The sequence below is a fragment of the Buttiauxella sp. BIGb0471 genome, from assembly GCF_024807715.1.
Classification (GTDB): Bacteria; Pseudomonadota; Gammaproteobacteria; order Enterobacterales; family Enterobacteriaceae; genus Buttiauxella; species Buttiauxella agrestis.
The window spans coordinates 86,287-103,702 of record NZ_JANUEU010000007.1; the positions used below are offsets into that span (position 1 = coordinate 86,287).

Here is a 17,416-nt window from a genome sequence, read left to right on the forward strand (position 1 = left end):
GCAAATCAGGCGGGGAAAATCAGGAAGGGGCGGTATCTTCTGCCACCACAACGGATGGCAGAAGATAGTCAAACAAAGGCGTTAGCGGCGGCGATAGCTCTTCTGGGCGGTATTCACTTTGTACAGATAATGGCGTGATTCCGCAGAAGGATGGCGAGTGGTCAGCGTCTGATACACATCACCCGGCGTCATGCTGTTGATAATGTTGTAAGCGCGGTTCTTATCGTTATTGAACACGCGAAGCACGCTGCCTGCACCCCCGTTGTAAGCTGTGATAACGGCGTAGCGGCGCGATGTTGGGTTATCAATTCCGCTCAGGTAACTGTCTTGTAGAATCGCCAGGTAAGCCGTACCGGTATCGATATTGCTTTCTGGATCAAACAAGAAGCTGCGGCTTGGTTTGCCCCATTTCCCCTGAGATTTGAAGACATCAACGCCCGCGCTGTGCTGCACAACCTGCATCAGGCCGAGGGCATCGGCATGGCTGACGGCATACGGGTTAAAGCTCGATTCCGTTTGCATAATTGCCAGAATCAGCGATTCATCTACGCCGTATTTCTTCGACGCTTTGCGCACCATGCCGAGATATTTGTGCGCACGTTTATCCAGGTGGTTTGGCACCAGGTTGATCGTCACGCTGTAGATGATCTTCAGCCCGGTGCTGCGGCTTTTCAGGCGCGTTTGCAGCAGGTAATCAGCAAATTTAGACGCACGACCTTCCCAGCGAATCGGCTGCCCGGTGTTATCCACAACCTGGCCATACAGGAACGGCTCTTTGGAGATCTGCACGTCGTTAACATCGGAATAAAGATCGATGGAACCCGGATCATCACCCATCAGCAAAGTGGATACGATCGCCTGGCGCAAATGGGCGGCGGGATCGGTGCCAGCAATGGTTTCGATGGTAATCGTACCGTCGTCAAAGTTGATGTGGCTACGGGTCAGATATTGGTCGGTATATTTTACGTAGTCTTTTGGACCCGCAATCAACACTTCCTTTATGCCCCAGATATTTTCGATGTTATGGGCAAACTGCCCCATCAAAATATCAAAACCATTCGTGTCCTTAACAAACGCCTCGTTATAGGAATCTTCTTTTTTGCTCGAACATGAGATGAGCAACGGGACAACCAGAGCTAGCGCGAGAAATTTTTTCATCGTTCCGTGTATGCGTTGGGCTTGATGTACATAAGGGCCAGCGGCCCCTGTATTTTATTTTTCTGGTGGCGTGTAGCCTTCGATGTGAACTTCTTTGCCTTCAAACAGGAAGTTGACCATTTCTGCTTCCAGTTCTTTGCGATGTTCCGGGTTCATCATGCTCATTTTGCGTTCGTTAATCAGCATGGTTTGTTTTGTTTGCCATAAAGCCCAGGCTTCTTTTGAGATTTCGTTATAAATACGTTTGCCAAGTTCACCTGGATACAACTGGAAATCCTGGCCTTCTGCGTCACGTTGCAGGTAAGTACAAAAAATAGTTCTGCTCATGGTTATTCCTCTTCAACGGCTCTTGCCGGGTTTATACCCGTCATCCTTCAAGCTGCATGTGCGTTGGCTTTCCTCGCTCACCTCAATCACTTACTAGAGTAAGTTCCTGAGGATTCACTGCGTCGCCGCCTTCCTGCAACTCGAATTATTTTGGGTAACGACCACCGGTTCGGCGTGTAATTGCTGTAACAAACGCTCTACAGGGGCGGCCAGTCCTACGGACGGTGGCTGCGCTAAGTTATACCAGAGAGCGGTTCCTTCATCCATGCACCCGCTAAACGAAAGCACTGGCAACCACATCGGGACGATATCCAGATGGAAGTGGCTGAATGTATGGCGGAAGGCGTTTAATTGCGTGAGATTATCGGCGGGAATCTGACGTTGCGCCAGCCAGTCGCGAAGTTCTTGTTCGGTTGTGAATTGCGGGAAGCAGTACAACCCGCCCCACAGGCCAACAGCCGGACGCTGAGAAAGCAAAATACTTTGTTGATGCTGCATCATCAGGAAATAGCCGGTGCGCTCGGGAATTGTCACCTTCGGCTTCTTACCAGGATAGCTCGCCCAACTATTATTGGCGTAGGCCACGCAGAGATTATTCACCGGGCAAAGCTCGCATTTTGGCTTCGAGCGGGTGCAAACCATTGCGCCAAGATCCATCATTGCCTGGTTAAACTGGCTCACACCATTGGCTGGGGTGACTTGCTCGCTGATGTCCCAGAGTTTTTTCTCGACGTCTTTTTTACCCGGCCAACCGGACACGGCATAACAACGGGCCAGCACGCGTTTGACGTTGCCATCCAGAATCGGGAAATGCTTACCAAGCGACAAAGAAAGGATCGCGCCCGCGGTCGAACGCCCCACTCCCGGCAGTGCGGCGACTTCTTCAAAAGTTTCCGGGAACACGCCATTGTGCTGATTAGCGACCATTTGTGCAGCTTTATGCAGATTGCGCGCGCGGGCGTAATAACCCAGACCCGTCCAAAGATGCAGAACTTCATCGAGTGGCGCGTTGGCAAGATCGGTGACGGTCGGGAAGCGCGCCATAAAGCGTTCAAAGTAAGGAATGACGGTGGCAACCTGCGTTTGTTGCAACATCACCTCAGACAGCCATACTTTGTAAGGCGTTTTTTCGAGTTGCCATGGCAGTGTTTTGCGGCCGTATTTTTGATACCAGTCGAGAACCTGGTGGGAGAATTGCGGCGCTTGTGTCATTGTTGCCAGGCCATCCGATAAATGTGTGAATTAGGGGGCTGATTCCAGCACAGACGACTCTGTGCTGTAAACCGGAACTTTCTGGTGCTTGCTTCTCACCATTAACTTTGGATAATGCCCGTTTCCCGAACACTAACTAAAGCCTGAACACCATGAAAAATGACGTCATCTCACCGGAATTTAATGAAGAAGGCCGCGCAATGCGCCGGATTCGTAGTTTTGTGCGCCGCCAGGGCCGCCTGACTAAGGGCCAGGAGTTCGCACTGGAAAACTATTGGCCGGTGATGGGCGTTGAATATCAAGACGCGCCTGTCGATTTTACCGAGCTGTTTGGCCGCGAAGCGCCAGTCACCCTGGAAATCGGTTTTGGCATGGGTACGTCGCTGGTGGCAATGGCAAAGGCTAATCCACAGCAGAACTTTTTAGGCATTGAAGTGCACTCGCCGGGCGTGGGCGCATGCCTTGCAACCGCTCATGAAGAGGGCGTTGAGAACTTGCGCGTGATGTGTCACGACGCAGTGGAAGTGCTGCAAAAAATGGTTCCTGACAATTCTTTATCCATGGTTCAGCTCTTTTTCCCTGATCCGTGGCACAAAGCGCGTCATAATAAGCGCCGTATCGTTCAGGTGCCGTTTGCCGAGTTCGTGAAAAGTAAACTGAAACTGGGCGGTGTGTTCCATATGGCAACCGACTGGGAACCTTATGCAGAACACATGCTCGAAGTGATGTCCTCTATTGATGGTTATCAAAACCAGTCTGAGAGTAACGACTACGTACCGCGACCGGATTCGCGTCCGGTGACCAAATTTGAACAACGTGGCCATCGTCTTGGTCACGGCGTATGGGACTTAATGTTCGAGAGGGTAAAGTAATGGCAATTAATCGTAGTCGTCGTTTGCGTAAAAAAATGCACATCGACGAATTCCAGGAAGTGGGGTTCTCTGTTGCATGGCGTTTCCCGGAAGGCACCTCCGAAGAACAAATCGATAAAATCGTTGATGAATTCATTGATGAAGTTATTGATAAAAATGGTCTGGCTTTTGATGGCGGCGGCCACCTTTCCTGGGAAGGCTTAATTTGCCTGCAGGAAATCGGCAAATGCACCGAAGAGCATCAAGCTCTGGTGCGCAAATGGCTTGAAGAGCACAAGGCTGAAGACGTTCGCACCAGCGATCTGTTTGATGTCTGGTGGGATTGATTGAAATAGTACAAATGGGCTGGTGAAAACCGGCCCTTTTTTTCAGGAGTAACTATGATTCGTAAGGCTTTGATGGGCGTTCTGCTGCTAACCGCGATGCAGGCGCAGGCCGACTATAAATGCAGCGTCACGCCTCGCGATGACGTGGTTATTAATCCGCAGTCCGTTCAGGTTGTGGGTGAAAATGGCAATCTGGTTATTGCCCCGGATGGCAGCCTGCAATTTAACGGCAAGCCACACACATTAAACGCAACGCAGCGCCAGTTGGCACTGGATTACCAGAAAGCGTTGCGCACCGATCTTCCTTGGATCAACAACGGCGCGTTGGCTCGCGTTGAGAAAGGGCGTGTTGCGCTGGATAAGATCATCGCTAAAGAAGTGGGTGAAAGCAGCAATATGCGCGGTCGCCTGACGAAACTAGACGCGCAACTTAAGCAGCAGATGAACCGAATTATCGAGACTCGCCCGGATGGTTTGACCTTCCATTACAAAGCCATTGATCAAGTGCGCTCCGAAGGGCAACAGCTGGTGAATCAGGCGATGGGCGGCATATTGCAAGACAGCATCAATGAGATGGGTGCGAAAGCCGTTTTGAAAGGTGGCGGCAATCCGCTGCAAGGCGTGCTGGGTAGCCTCGGTGGTTTACAGACTTCGATTCAAAACGAGTGGAAGAACCAGGAAAAAGATTTCGAGCAGTTTGGCCGTGATGTTTGTAGCAAAGTGGTGACGCTAGAAGGGCAGCGCAAAGGGCTGGTCGAAACGCTGAAGTAATACCCTTCATACTTCAAGCTGCCTCTTTGTTGGCAGCATGTTCTCGCCCAGGTCACTTACTCATGTAAGCTCCCTGGGCCTCGAACACTTGCCGCCGCGATGCAGCTCGAATTATCTTGGGTATAAGATTTGCAGTTTATTAACGCATAAACGCCGGTTGTTTCTGCTCGTAAGCAGAAATAGAACTTTCGTGTTGTAGCGTCAGACCGATGCTATCCAGCCCTTCTAACATGCAGTGTCGACGGAAAGTATCGATGTTAAACGAGTAACTTTTCTCACCTGCAATCACGGTTTGTGCTTCCAGGTCGACCACGAATTTAATCCCCGGATTTGCCGCAACCAGCTTAAACAGCTCATCGACTTCTGCTTCGCTCAACGTCACCGGCAGCAACTGATTATTGAATGAGTTGCCGTAGAAGATATCCGCAAAACTTGGCGCGATAACCACTTTGAAGCCGTAGTCAGTTAATGCCCACGGCGCGTGCTCACGCGAAGAACCACAGCCGAAGTTTTCACGCGCCAGCAAAATAGAAGCGCCTTTAAACTCCGGGAAGTTCAGCACGAATTCCGGGTTCGGCTGTTGGCCTGCATCATCCAGAAAACGCCAGTCGTTAAACAGGTGAGCGCCAAAACCCGTGCGCGTTACCTTCTGCAAAAACTGCTTAGGAATGATTGCGTCGGTATCAACGTTTGCGGCATCCAGCGGAACGACCAGGCCGGTATGTTGAACAAATTTCTCTGCCATGGTGTTTTCCCTTATTTCAACGTGCGGATGTCAGCAAAGTGACCGGAGACGGCGGCAGCGGCGGCCATTGCCGGGCTAACCAGATGCGTGCGACCGCCACGTCCCTGACGACCTTCGAAGTTACGGTTGCTGGTGGAAGCGCAACGCTCGCCCGGTTCAAGGCGGTCGTTGTTCATCGCCAGGCACATCGAGCAACCCGGCAAACGCCATTCAAAGCCTGCTTCAATAAAAATCTTATCCAGACCTTCTGCTTCGGCCTGCGCTTTTACCGGGCCGGAACCTGGGACCACTAACGCCTGCACGCCTGGTGCCACTTTACGGCCTTTAGCAATTTCCGCCGCAGCACGTAAATCTTCAATGCGCGAGTTGGTGCATGAACCGATAAACACTTTATCGATCGCGACTTCAGTTAAAGGAACACCTGGTTTCAGGCCCATGTAGGCCAATGCTTTTTCAGCAGAAGCACGCTCTACTGGGTCCGCGAAAGAATCTGGATTTGGAATGTTTTCGGTGACGGAAATCACCTGGCCTGGGTTGGTGCCCCAGGTGACTTGCGGGGCGATTTCTGCGGCGTCCAGCGTCACAGTCGTATCGAATTTGGCGCCTTCGTCAGTGCTGAAAGTCTTCCAGTAGGCAACGGCTTCGTCCCAGTCGGCGGCTTTCGGCGCGTGTAGACGGCCTTTCACGTAGTTAAAGGTGGTTTCGTCTGGCGCAACGATGCCCGCTTTAGCGCCCATTTCGATTGCCATGTTGCACAGCGTCATGCGGCCTTCCATCGACAGCGCCTGAATTGCGCTCCCGCAGAATTCCACCACATGCCCGGTGCCGCCCGCGCTGCCGGTTTTACCGATGATTGCCAGCACGATATCTTTGGCTGTGATGCCTGGTGCGGCGGTGCCGGTCACTTCAATCTTCATTGTTTTCGCACGGCCCTGTTTCAGGGTTTGCGTTGCCAGCACGTGTTCAACTTCAGAAGTCCCGATCCCGAACGCCAGTGCGCCAAATGCGCCGTGGGTCGCGGTGTGGGAGTCGCCGCAAACAATGGTCATGCCAGGCAATGTAATGCCTTGCTCAGGGCCCATCACGTGGACAATACCCTGGAATGGGTGATTCAGATCATACAGTTCAACGCCAAATTCTTTGCAGTTCTTCATCAACTCTTGCATCTGAATGCGAGCCATTTCGCCGGAGGCGTTGATGTCTTTAGTCTGCGTAGAAACGTTGTGGTCCATGGTGGCAAACGTTTTGCCAGGCTGGCGCACCGGGCGCTTGTGCGCACGCAGGCCATCAAACGCTTGTGGAGATGTCACTTCGTGAACCAGATGACGGTCGATGTACAACAGCGGCGTTTCATCCACTGCTTCGTAAACGACGTGGGCATCGTACAACTTCTGATATAACGTTTTCGCCATGATTATTTCCCCTCTGCCACGAAGCGAGCAATGGTATCGCCCATTTCGTCGGTGCTGATTGCATTGCCATCACGAGCCAAATCGCCGGTACGGAAACCTTCTTCCAGCGCGAGGTTGATAGCGTTTTCGATGGCCTGAGCGGCCTCTTCAGCATCCAGGCTGTAGCGCAGTAACAAAGCCAAAGATAGGATCTGCGCAATTGGGTTAGCAATATTTTTACCTGCGATATCCGGCGCGGAACCGCCCGCAGGTTCGTACAGGCCGAAACCCTGTTCGTTCAGACTTGCCGAAGGCAACATGCCCATGGAACCGGTGATCATCGCGCATTCGTCAGACAGAATGTCGCCAAACAGGTTGGAGCACAGCAACACGTCAAACTGGGACGGGTCTTTAATCAGCTGCATGGTGGCGTTGTCGATGTACATGTGTGACAGCTCAACGTCCGGGTATTCTTTAGCGATTTCGCCAACAATTTCACGCCACATTACCGACGATTGCAGCACGTTAGCTTTATCAATCGAGGTGACTTTGCTGCGACGTTTGCGGGCAGATTCAAAACCGATGCGTGCAATGCGCTCGATCTCAAAGCGGTAATACACTTCGGTATCAAAGGCTTTCTCATGCATGCCGGAACCTTCACGGCCTTTCGGTTGGCCAAAGTAAATACCGCCGGTTAATTCACGTACGCACAGGATGTCGAAACCGTTAGCGGCGATATCGGCACGCAGCGGGCAAAACTCTTCCAGCCCTTGATACAGGCGAGCAGGACGCAAATTACTGAACAGTTTAAAGTGTTTACGCAGCGGCAATAATGCCCCACGCTCAGGTTGTTGAGCCGGAGGCAGATGTTCCCATTTCGGGCCACCGACGGAGCCGAACAGAATCGCGTCTGCCTGCTCGCAGCCTTCAACAGTAACCGGCGGCAATGGGTTGCCGTGACGGTCGATTGCAATGCCACCCACGTCATATTGACTGGTAGTAATGCGCATATCGAAGCGCGTACGAACTGCATCCAGCACTTTCAGCGCCTGAGCCATAACTTCTGGGCCAATGCCGTCACCCGGCAATACTGCTATATGATGAGTTTTTGACATGTCACACGGTTTCCTGATTATTTTCTTTATTATGAGCTTTGCGTTGCAATTCTTTTTCGACGATGCCCGCACGCCAGATGTTATTCAGCACGTTTATCATCGCTTTCGCAGAAGATTCAACAATATCGGTCGCCAGACCTACACCGTGGAAACGGCGGCCTTTATGGGTCACAACGATATCTACCTGACCCAATGCATCTTTACCCTGGCCTTTCGCAGACAACTGGTATTTCACTAATTCAACATCGTAATTGGTGATGCGGTTAATCGCCTGGTAGACCGCATCGACCGGGCCATTGCCCGTTGCTGCTTCAGATTGTGTTTCTTCGCCACACTGCAATTGGACAGAAGCGGTAGAAATCACGCTTGAGCCAGACTGCACGTTGAAGTATTCCATGCGGAAATGTTCAGGTTCTTCTTGTTGTTTACCGATGAACGCCAGCGCTTCCAGGTCGTAATCAAAGACCTGGCCTTTTTTATCGGCCAGTTTCAGGAAGGCGTCGTACAAAGAGTCCAGGTTGTAATCGTCTTCTTTATAGCCCATCTCTTCCATGCGGTGTTTTACAGCTGCGCGACCAGAGCGGGAGGTCAGGTTCAACTGTACCTGGTTCAGACCGATAGTTTCCGGTGTCATGATTTCGTAGTTTTCGCGGTTTTTCAGCACGCCATCCTGGTGAATACCGGAGGAGTGCGCGAAGGCGTTCGAGCCGACAATCGCTTTGTTGGCAGGGATTGGCATGTTGCACAGCTGGCTGACGATCTGGCTGGTGCGGTAGATTTCATGGTGGTTGATATTGGTATGCACGTCCAACATTTGGCCGCGAACTTTAATGGCCATGATGACTTCTTCCAGCGCAGTGTTACCGGCACGTTCGCCGATACCGTTCAGTGTGCCTTCAACCTGGCGCGCACCCGCCTGAATCGCTGCAATTGAGTTGCCGGTTGCCATGCCTAAATCGTCGTGGCAATGGACCGAAATAATCGCTTTATCAATGTTTGGTACGCGGTTGTACAGCGTCTGAATAATGCCGCCGAACTGTACCGGTGTGGTGTAACCCACGGTGTCTGGAATATTGATAGTTGTCGCGCCTGCGCCAATGGCTGCTTCTACGATACGGCACAGGTTGTCGATTGGTGTGCGGCCTGCATCTTCGCACGAGAATTCTACGTCATCGGTATAGTTGCGGGCGCGTTTCACGGAATTGACTGCGCGAGCCAGGACATCATCGAAAGTGCTGCGTAATTTGGTTTCGATGTGCATGGTAGAAGTGGCCAGGAACACATGAATACGGAAGGCTTCGGCAATTTTCAACGCTTCTGCAGCAACATCAATATCTTTATCAACACAACGAGCGAGGCCACACACACGGCTATTTTTGATATTGCGAGCGATGGTTTGTACGGATTCGAAGTCGCCTGGAGAAGATACCGGGAAGCCGACTTCCATCACGTCAACACCCATACGTTCCAGCGCCATTGCGATTTGCAGCTTCTCTTTTACACTCAGACTTGCCTGTAATGCCTGCTCACCATCACGCAAAGTAGTATCGAAAATAATGACTTGTTGGCTCATGTTGTGGTCCTTTCTCGTCTTAGGGGCCCTTGCTACGAGCATAAAAAAACCCGCGCAGTGGCGCGGGTTTTTTCTGTCTGATGGCTTGAATCAACGCTTGATTTCGCCCACCAGCCTACCGCGCAATGAAGTTGCGTTTAGTAGTAGACCTAGTAGGCGGTTGCTGCGAATCATGTTTCAAGCCCCAAGTGAATTTCGTTATGCATTTATTGGTACTTGATCTGCTTTGCAGTGTCAACACTCGATTGCTTTATGCGTACATTTTGGAGGCGAAAGCTTAGAGGGGGTCTTAGCGATCTGTGCTAAGGAAATCATGTTTCATAATATATATAAGAAGTATGAAAAAAGACTTCTTACTGGATCAGGTAAAATTGAAATCCTCAGAAACAATTAAAAATAATATATTTAATAAGCGTTGTATTCATCATGGTTATGATTTGAGGGGGTTAATCATCATTTTGGTTCTATTTTAGGAATTTATCATCTTTTCTTATTGTTTGATTATGGGTAGAACGTTTGTTTCTGAAACGATGATGTTATCCATACTTAATATATTATTCACTAGGCCAATCATTGTGTGCGAAGTCATTTTGTGATTTGATTAGCATGCTTCTGGAATCAACTGATTACGAATAAAACATATAACACCTTATATTTTCGCTGGCCTGAGAGACGCTGGCGGCGTGTCGGTGCGTCAGAGCAAATGAGTTCCTTAAATTTATATTTAACAATATAAATTACGTTTTTTATTCCATTATTCAACGTGCTTGAATAACGAATAATAATAAAAATCACTTGCAGCGCTTATCTGCAAAAACGGAATCGACAACTTAGTGGAGTCAGTCATGTCTGATAATTATGTACAACAACCGGCAGTTCATGATGGGTTTAAACCTCAACTACGTTCTGTGGATTTAAACTTGCTCACTGTATTTGATGCTGTTATGCAGGTGCAGAATATTACCCGCGCAGCTCAATCGTTGGGAATGTCCCAGCCTGCGGTGAGTAATGCGGTCGCTCGTTTGAAAATTATGTTCAATGATGAACTGTTTGTACGCTATGGCCGTGGCATTCAGCCTACAGCGCGTGCTTTCCAGTTGTTTGGTTCGATACGCCAGGCATTGCAATTAGTCCAGAACGAACTCCCTGGTGCAGGTTTTGAACCCGGCAGCAGCGAACGAATATTTAACATCTGCGTCAGCAGTCCGTTAGACAATTTGCTGACATCCGTCATCTTTAATAATATGAAGCGCTTTGCGCCTGGTATTCAATTACTCTTCAAGTCGGCATTAAATAAAGATATTGAGCATCAATTACGCTATCAGGAAACGGAGTTTGTTATTAGCTATACGGAATTCCGTCGTCCAGAATTTACTTGTGTACCCTTGTTTGAAGATGAAATGGTGTTGGTTGCCAGTAAGAAACATCCACGCTTAATTAAACCGCTTACAGAAGAAGATATTTATAACGAAAAGCATGCGGTAGTGTCACTTGAGCGTTTCGCATCCTTTAGTGCTCCCTGGTATCTCACCGCAGAGAAGCAAGCCTGCATTTCGTATCAAGGAATGGCGATGACGAGCGTGTTAAATGTGGTTTCGCAGACTCAGTTGGTCGCTATCGCGCCGCGCTGGCTGGCAGAAGAGTTTGCAGACTCTCTGCAGTTGCAAATATTCCCGTTACCCCTGAAAGATAACGTTTCAACTTGCTATTTATCCTGGCATGAAGCAGCCGGACGCGATAAAGGGCATCAGTGGATGGAGAAGCTGCTTACAACGGTATGCAGTAAATAGATTCAGTCTGATAATCAATTTAAGCCGGGTAGTGAAATCTATCCGGTTATTCTTTATTTTTTGTCTTTTGCAGTTTTTTGCACTGTTGTTGGTTTCGAGTTTCCCGCCCCGCTTGTTCAATAAATCCTGTGTTAATTAGATTTAACCTACAAAGCTATCATTCAGAACATTTTCAATCATAATTTTTGCTTATGCTCAGAGCTTAACTCCGCCAGGAAAGTGTTTTGCAGTATTCACAGGCAAACTCTCTTGCTGCGCCTGAAGATTGGCAATTGATTGCCTGATTTTCAACGGTTATGTTAGTCGGATTATTAAAATTAAATGCAGGGCGCAACAACCTGCCTCAACGACTCGCAGAAATGACTTTTGCAGTCGGTCAAACACGTAAGCCTGGAGGCAAACCATGGAGATGTTGTCAGGAGCCGAGATGGTCGTCCGGTCATTAATTGATCAGGGCGTTAAGTATGTATTCGGCTATCCCGGAGGCGCTGTACTCGATATTTACGATGCGCTTCATACTATTGGCGGCATTGATCATGTGCTGGTACGCCATGAACAAGCAGCCGTGCATATGGCTGATGGCCTGGCGCGTGCGACGGGTGAAGTTGGTGTTGTGCTGGTCACATCTGGCCCTGGAGCCACAAATGCAATCACCGGCATTGCCACCGCGTATATGGACTCAATTCCGATGGTCGTGCTATCAGGCCAGGTCGCGACTTCGTTGATTGGTTATGATGCATTCCAGGAATGCGACATGGTGGGGATTTCGCGCCCGATCGTGAAACACAGTTTCTTAGTCAAACAAGCTGAAGATATTCCCGGCATTATCAAAAAAGCCTTCTGGCTTGCGGCAAGCGGCCGGCCAGGCCCGGTTGTGGTAGATTTGCCGAAAGACATCATGAGTCCGGCAAACAAACTGCCATATAGTTACCCTGAAAGTGTCAGCATGCGTTCTTACAACCCCACAACTCAGGGGCACAAAGGGCAAATTAAGCGTGCATTGCAAACGCTGTTGGCAGCTAAAAAACCAGTTATGTACGTCGGCGGTGGTGCCATTACCTCTTCCTGCCATGATGAATTGCTCGAGCTTGCTCAGAAACTCAATATTCCCGTTGTCTCCTCTTTAATGGGCCTGGGGGCATTCCCCGGTACACATCGCCAGGCGCTTGGCATGTTAGGGATGCACGGAACCTACGAAGCCAACATGGTGATGCACAACTCCGACGTGATTTTCGGCGTGGGTGTGCGTTTCGATGACCGTACGACTAACAATCTGGCGAAGTACTGCCCGAATGCTACCGTGCTGCATATCGACATTGATCCGACGTCGATTTCCAAAACAGTGGGGGCCGACATTCCGATTGTGGGCGATGCCAGACAAGTTCTACAGCAAATGCTGGATCTGCTGGCGCAAGAAGAGCTGCAGCAGGGCTGTGATGAAATTCGTGACTGGTGGCAGCAGATTGATCAATGGCGTGCGCGTCAGTGCCTCGAGTTTGACAGAACCAGCGACAAAATTAAGCCCCAGGCGGTCATTGAAACGATCTATCGCCTGACCAATGGCGAGGCTTATGTCACGTCTGACGTCGGCCAGCACCAGATGTTTGCCGCACTCTATTACACCTTTGATAAACCTCGCCGTTGGATTAACTCGGGTGGCCTCGGCACGATGGGGTTCGGCCTTCCTGCTGCATTAGGGGTGAAAATGGCCTTGCCGGAAGAAACCGTGGTTTGTGTGACGGGCGATGGCAGTATTCAGATGAATATCCAGGAGCTTTCAACCGCGCTGCAATACGGCTTGCCGGTGCTGGTGCTCAATCTCAATAACCGCTATCTCGGTATGGTGAAGCAGTGGCAGGATATGATTTATTCTGGCCGCCATTCCCAGTCCTATATGGAATCATTACCTGATTTTGTGCGTATAGCTGAAGCATACGGGCATGTCGGGATCCGTATCAGCGAGCCGCAAGAACTGGAAAGCAAACTAATTGAAGCACTAGAAGCGGTGCGTAATCAGCGTCTGGTCTTTGTTGACGTCACTGTTGATGGCACTGAGCATGTCTACCCAATGCAAATCCGTGGCGGTGGTATGGATGAGATGTGGTTAAGCAAAACGGAGAGAACCTGATTATGCGCCGGATATTGTCTGTATTACTCGAAAATGAGTCCGGGGCGCTATCCCGGGTTATTGGCTTATTTGCTCAGCGCGGCTACAACATTGAAAGTTTGACTGTTGCACCGACTGACGATCCCACGCTTTCGCGCATGACTATTCAAACCGTTGGCGACGCAAAAGTGCTGGAACAGATTGAAAAACAGCTTCACAAGCTGGTGGATGTTCTGCGCGTCAGCGAACTGGTGCAGGGCGCTCATGTTGAACGTGAAATCATGCTAGTGAAAGTGCAGGCCAGTGGCTACGGGCGTGAAGAAGTGAAGCGCAATGCGGAAATCTTCCGTGGGCAAATCATTGATGTCACGCCGACGCTATACACCGTTCAGTTAGCGGGGACCAGCGACAAACTGGATGCTTTCCTCAATACCATCCGTGAAGTGGCCAAAATTGTCGAAGTGGCGCGCTCAGGTATTGTCGGCGTATCCCGCGGCGATAAGATCATGCGCTAGCCTGTGAAAGGCATCTAAAAACTAACCCGGTAACCTGAACCGGGTTTTTTTTTGCAATTTGCGCGGCAACTGCCAGCAAAAGCGGTTGCCCGAGGTATTATTCTGCGCTTAGATGATAAAAATGAAACCATGACCAGGGTATGGTTATGGAAATCCTAAATAAGGGGCTACTGTGAAATTGGATGAAATCGCGCGCCTGGCTGGAGTTTCGCGCACCACGGCGAGCTACGTCATCAACGGTAAGGCAAAGCAGTATCGCGTTAGCGATAAGACCGTTGAGAAAGTCATGGCGGTTGTACGCGAACATAACTACCACCCAAATGCGGTGGCCGCAGGACTACGTGCCGGGCGCACGCGTTCTATCGGATTAGTGATTCCAGATCTTGAGAACACCAGTTATACCCGCATCGCTAACTATCTTGAGCGTCAGGCTCGCCAGCGTGGCTACCAACTGCTGATAGCCTGTTCCGAAGATCAGCCTGATAATGAAATGCGTTGCATTGAGCATCTTTTGCAGCGACAGGTTGATGCGATCATCGTTTCTACCTCATTGCCGCCTGAACACCCTTTTTATCAACGTTGGGCAAACGATCCTTTCCCCATTATTGCGCTCGACAGAGCATTAGACCGTGAAAACTTCATCAGTGTGGTGGGTGCAGACCAGGAAGATGCAGAAATGCTGGCCAGCGAGCTGCGTACTTTCCCTGCGGAAACCGTACTTTATCTCGGCGCGCTGCCGGAGCTTTCTGTCAGTTACCTGCGTGAACAAGGTTTCCGTACCGCGTGGAAAGATGACCCGCGTGAAGTGCATTTCTTATACGCTAATAGTTACGAACGTGAAGCTGCAGCACAGCTATTTGATAAATGGCTGGAAACACACCCCATGCCGCAGGCGTTGTACACCACTTCATTTGCATTATTACAAGGTGTGATGGATGTTACATTGCGTCGTGAAGGGCAACTGCCATCTGAACTGGCGATAGCGACCTTTGGCGATAATGAACTGCTCGATTTCCTGCAATGCCCCGTACTGGCTGTCGCCCAGCGTCACCGTGATGTCGCAGAGCGCGTGCTTGAACTGGTTCTGGCAAGTCTGGATGAGCCTCGCAAACCGAAGGCCGGGTTGACGCGTATTCGCCGTAATCTTTATCGCCGTGGTAGTTTGAGCCGCCGCTAACAAGTGATGGCAGTTACGGCTGCCATTCTTAATTAAGATTATTCCCGTGTTAATTCCCTTATTTAAACAGGTAATTATTTTTCATTAGTAATTGAAGAACTCTTATTACGGAATCGATATAATTTCGCTCCCTTGAATTATTTTGTTACACAGCAAAGTGTAAAAATGCCGGATAATTAAACAATAGCTAACCATCCCCAATCAAACTAACCCGCCAGCCCACGTTTCGCCTGCATCTGGCGCTGTTAACCTTCCGCGAAATACCTTAAAATGCCGACCGCGTCGCAAACTGAACACTTCATATTTTACCTGTCAGGTTTTCAGTCAATTTAACGATATTTATGCTTATTGATCTTTTTTCTTTCAAATATTCATAACGTTAATTTTGCATCGTGGATGTAGCGCCTTTTCACGCCAGTCATTTATCAATCGCTTAGGAGATGGAAATTATTTCTATTAGCGTTGTAGCTTGCTTGACAAGGTTTTCCTCCGCTCCGTAAACTCCTTTAGGTGGGATTTTGTGGGTCAAAGTGGTGGAAAGGGGAATTTAAGGGTGAGGCTGGCATGTTCCGTGGGGCAACATTAGTCAATCTCGACAGCAAAGGGCGGCTTGCCGTACCTACCCGTTACCGGGAAAAGCTTGTCGAAACCTCTGAAGGTCAGATGGTTTGTACCATCGACATCCATCACCCATGCCTGCTGCTTTATACCCTTCCCGAGTGGGAAATTATTGAACAAAAGCTAGCTCGTCTGTCGAGCATGAACCCGGTAGAGCGTCGCGTGCAGCGACTGTTACTAGGGCATGCCAGTGAATGTCAGATGGATAGCGCCGGGCGATTGTTGCTGGCACCCGTTTTGCGCCAACACGCCGGGCTAACCAAAGAAGTGATGCTGGTTGGGCAGTTCAATAAGTTTGAACTGTGGGATGAAACGACCTGGCATCAACAGGTCAAGGAAGACATCGACGCTGAGCAGGCCACGACGACTACGTTGTCGGATAGGCTGCAGGACTTGTCACTATAAATAATGATGGAAAATTTTAAACATACTTCGGTGCTGCTTGATGAGGCCGTGAATGGTCTCAACATTCGTCAGGATGGCATCTACATTGATGGCACATTTGGTCGTGGTGGCCATTCTCGCTTGATTCTTTCCCAACTGGGACCAGAAGGACGCTTGCTGGCTATCGATCGCGATCCGCAAGCTATTGCAGCGGCCCAAGCCATCGATGACCCGCGCTTCTCTATCATTCACGGGCCTTTCTCTGAATTAGCCGAATACGCCAGTGAACGCGATCTGCTGGGAAAAATTGACGGTATTCTGCTGGATCTTGGCGTTTCTTCTCCGCAACTTGACGATGCCGAACGCGGTTTCTCGTTTATGCGTGACGGCCCGCTGGACATGCGTATGGACCCGACTCGTGGTCAATCTGCCGCGCAATGGTTGCTCAGCGCTGACGAAGCGGACATCGCCTGGGTTATCAAAACCTATGGTGAAGAGAAATTCGGCAAGCGTATCGCGCGCGCCATTATTGAGCGCAACCGCGAACAACCCATGACGCGTACCAAAGAGCTGGCGACGGTTGTGGCAGCGGCAATGCCGGTGAAAGACAAGTTCAAACACCCGGCAACGCGCACGTTCCAGGCTATCCGTATTTGGATCAACAGCGAACTTGAAGAGATTGAGAAGGCGCTGAAAGGCTCTATTCCCACTCTTTCTCCAGGCGGTCGCCTGTCGATAATCAGTTTCCACTCTTTGGAAGACCGAATTGTTAAACGCTTTATGCGTGAAAACACCCGTGGACCACAGGTTCCGGCCGGTTTGCCAATGACTGAAGCTCAATTGAATAAGCTTGGCGGCAGATATTTAAAATCTATTGGCAAAATGATGCCAGGTGATGAAGAAGTGGCGGAAAACCCACGCGCACGCAGTTCGGTACTGCGTATCGCTGAAAGGACGAACGCATGATTAACAAAGTGGCAGAAACCCTAAGCAAAGTTACTGGTCAATTGAGCAGTGGCGAACGCCATGCATTACCTGCGGTGATTGGTGGTGATTTATTGCGTCATGGGAAAATGCCACTGATTTTGTTCACCGCCATTATCGTTACCGCCATTTTTGTCGTTACCACCGCGCACCATACCCGCCTGCTTACTGCGCAACGTGAGCAAATGGTGGTTGAGCGTGACGCGCTGGATATTGAATGGCGCAACCTGATTCTGGAAGAAAACGCACTCGGCGATCATAGCCGGGTGGAGCGGGTCGCAACGGAAAAGCTGCAATTGCAGCATGTTGACCCATCGCAGGAAAACATTGTAGTTCAGCAATAAGGAATCG

The 17,416-nt window shown here is 50.0% G+C and carries 17 protein-coding genes; 10 read left to right on the forward strand and 7 right to left on the reverse strand.

What is annotated here, in order from left to right; all coding sequences use genetic code 11:
- Window positions 1-81: 81 nt before the first annotated feature.
- From mltC to mutY, 3 genes are all read right to left on the reverse strand, one after another.
- Complete coding sequence (mltC, locus tag M2371_RS19110; protein WP_172895547.1) at window positions 82-1,158, reverse strand: membrane-bound lytic murein transglycosylase MltC; 1,077 nt, start codon at window positions 1,156-1,158, stop codon at window positions 82-84.
- A gap of 54 nt (window positions 1,159-1,212) precedes the next feature.
- Window positions 1,213-1,485: an oxidative damage protection protein gene (locus tag M2371_RS19115; RefSeq protein ID WP_034493327.1), complete on the reverse strand. Its 273-nt coding sequence runs from the start codon at window positions 1,483-1,485 to the stop codon at window positions 1,213-1,215.
- A 114-nt stretch (window positions 1,486-1,599) separates the two neighbouring features.
- Window positions 1,600-2,697, reverse strand: coding sequence for an A/G-specific adenine glycosylase (gene mutY, locus M2371_RS19120; RefSeq protein ID WP_259268474.1), 1,098 nt, complete (start codon window positions 2,695-2,697; stop codon window positions 1,600-1,602).
- 152 nt (window positions 2,698-2,849) lie between these two features.
- On the opposite strand from mutY, the gene trmB reads away from it, so the two are divergent.
- The 3 genes from trmB to M2371_RS19135 are packed head-to-tail and all read left to right on the forward strand — an operon-like array spanning window position 2,850 to window position 4,666.
- Window positions 2,850-3,569 (forward strand): tRNA (guanosine(46)-N7)-methyltransferase TrmB, encoded by a 720-nt coding sequence (gene trmB, locus M2371_RS19125; RefSeq protein ID WP_034493331.1) that lies wholly within the window; start codon window positions 2,850-2,852, stop codon window positions 3,567-3,569.
- On the forward strand, window positions 3,569-3,895 hold the full coding sequence (locus tag M2371_RS19130; RefSeq protein WP_034493333.1) for a YggL family protein: 327 nt from the start codon (window positions 3,569-3,571) through the stop codon (window positions 3,893-3,895). The genes trmB and M2371_RS19130 overlap by 1 nt, the downstream gene beginning before the upstream one ends.
- Window positions 3,896-3,949: 54 nt before the next feature.
- Window positions 3,950-4,666 carry a DUF2884 domain-containing protein gene (locus M2371_RS19135; protein WP_034493335.1) on the forward strand — a complete coding sequence of 239 codons (717 nt, stop codon included), beginning with the start codon at window positions 3,950-3,952 and terminating at the stop codon, window positions 4,664-4,666.
- Window positions 4,667-4,805: 139 nt separating this feature from the next.
- Here the strand turns inward: M2371_RS19135 and leuD are convergent, their stop codons facing one another.
- From leuD to leuA, 4 genes are read right to left on the reverse strand one after another with little or no spacing between them, the layout of a single operon-like run.
- The gene (gene leuD / locus M2371_RS19140) at window positions 4,806-5,411 is read right to left on the reverse strand and encodes a 3-isopropylmalate dehydratase small subunit (RefSeq protein WP_034493337.1); all 606 of its coding nucleotides are present in this window, start codon (window positions 5,409-5,411) and stop codon (window positions 4,806-4,808) included.
- A gap of 11 nt (window positions 5,412-5,422) precedes the next feature.
- Window positions 5,423-6,823 (reverse strand): 3-isopropylmalate dehydratase large subunit, encoded by a 1,401-nt coding sequence (gene leuC / locus M2371_RS19145; RefSeq protein WP_172895544.1) that lies wholly within the window; start codon window positions 6,821-6,823, stop codon window positions 5,423-5,425.
- Between the two features lie 2 nt (window positions 6,824-6,825).
- On the reverse strand, window positions 6,826-7,917 hold the full coding sequence (gene leuB / locus M2371_RS19150) for a 3-isopropylmalate dehydrogenase (protein WP_034493341.1): 1,092 nt from the start codon (window positions 7,915-7,917) through the stop codon (window positions 6,826-6,828).
- A gap of 1 nt (window position 7,918) precedes the next feature.
- Window positions 7,919-9,490 (reverse strand): 2-isopropylmalate synthase, encoded by a 1,572-nt coding sequence (gene leuA / locus M2371_RS19155; RefSeq protein ID WP_034460961.1) that lies wholly within the window; start codon window positions 9,488-9,490, stop codon window positions 7,919-7,921.
- 845 nt (window positions 9,491-10,335) lie between these two features.
- Here leuA and leuO point away from each other — a divergent pair.
- The 7 genes from leuO (at window position 10,336) to ftsL (ending at window position 17,409) form a co-directional block, all read left to right on the forward strand.
- On the forward strand, window positions 10,336-11,280 hold the full coding sequence (leuO, locus tag M2371_RS19160; RefSeq protein ID WP_172895543.1) for a transcriptional regulator LeuO: 945 nt from the start codon (window positions 10,336-10,338) through the stop codon (window positions 11,278-11,280).
- Between the two features lie 403 nt (window positions 11,281-11,683).
- Window positions 11,684-13,408, forward strand: coding sequence for an acetolactate synthase 3 large subunit (ilvI, locus tag M2371_RS19165; RefSeq protein WP_172895542.1), 1,725 nt, complete (start codon window positions 11,684-11,686; stop codon window positions 13,406-13,408).
- Window positions 13,409-13,410: 2 nt separating this feature from the next.
- Window positions 13,411-13,902 carry an acetolactate synthase small subunit gene (gene ilvN, locus M2371_RS19170; protein ID WP_034460956.1) on the forward strand — a complete coding sequence of 164 codons (492 nt, stop codon included), beginning with the start codon at window positions 13,411-13,413 and terminating at the stop codon, window positions 13,900-13,902.
- A gap of 172 nt (window positions 13,903-14,074) precedes the next feature.
- Window positions 14,075-15,079, forward strand: coding sequence for a catabolite repressor/activator (cra, locus tag M2371_RS19175; protein WP_034493346.1), 1,005 nt, complete (start codon window positions 14,075-14,077; stop codon window positions 15,077-15,079).
- Window positions 15,080-15,643: 564 nt separating this feature from the next.
- Window positions 15,644-16,102 carry a division/cell wall cluster transcriptional repressor MraZ gene (mraZ, locus tag M2371_RS19180; protein WP_034493348.1) on the forward strand — a complete coding sequence of 153 codons (459 nt, stop codon included), beginning with the start codon at window positions 15,644-15,646 and terminating at the stop codon, window positions 16,100-16,102.
- Between the two features lie 3 nt (window positions 16,103-16,105).
- Window positions 16,106-17,047 (forward strand): 16S rRNA (cytosine(1402)-N(4))-methyltransferase RsmH, encoded by a 942-nt coding sequence (gene rsmH, locus M2371_RS19185; RefSeq protein ID WP_172895541.1) that lies wholly within the window; start codon window positions 16,106-16,108, stop codon window positions 17,045-17,047.
- The gene (gene ftsL, locus M2371_RS19190) at window positions 17,044-17,409 is read left to right on the forward strand and encodes a cell division protein FtsL (RefSeq protein ID WP_034493352.1); all 366 of its coding nucleotides are present in this window, start codon (window positions 17,044-17,046) and stop codon (window positions 17,407-17,409) included. The genes rsmH and ftsL overlap by 4 nt, the downstream gene beginning before the upstream one ends.
- Window positions 17,410-17,416 lie beyond the last annotated feature (7 nt).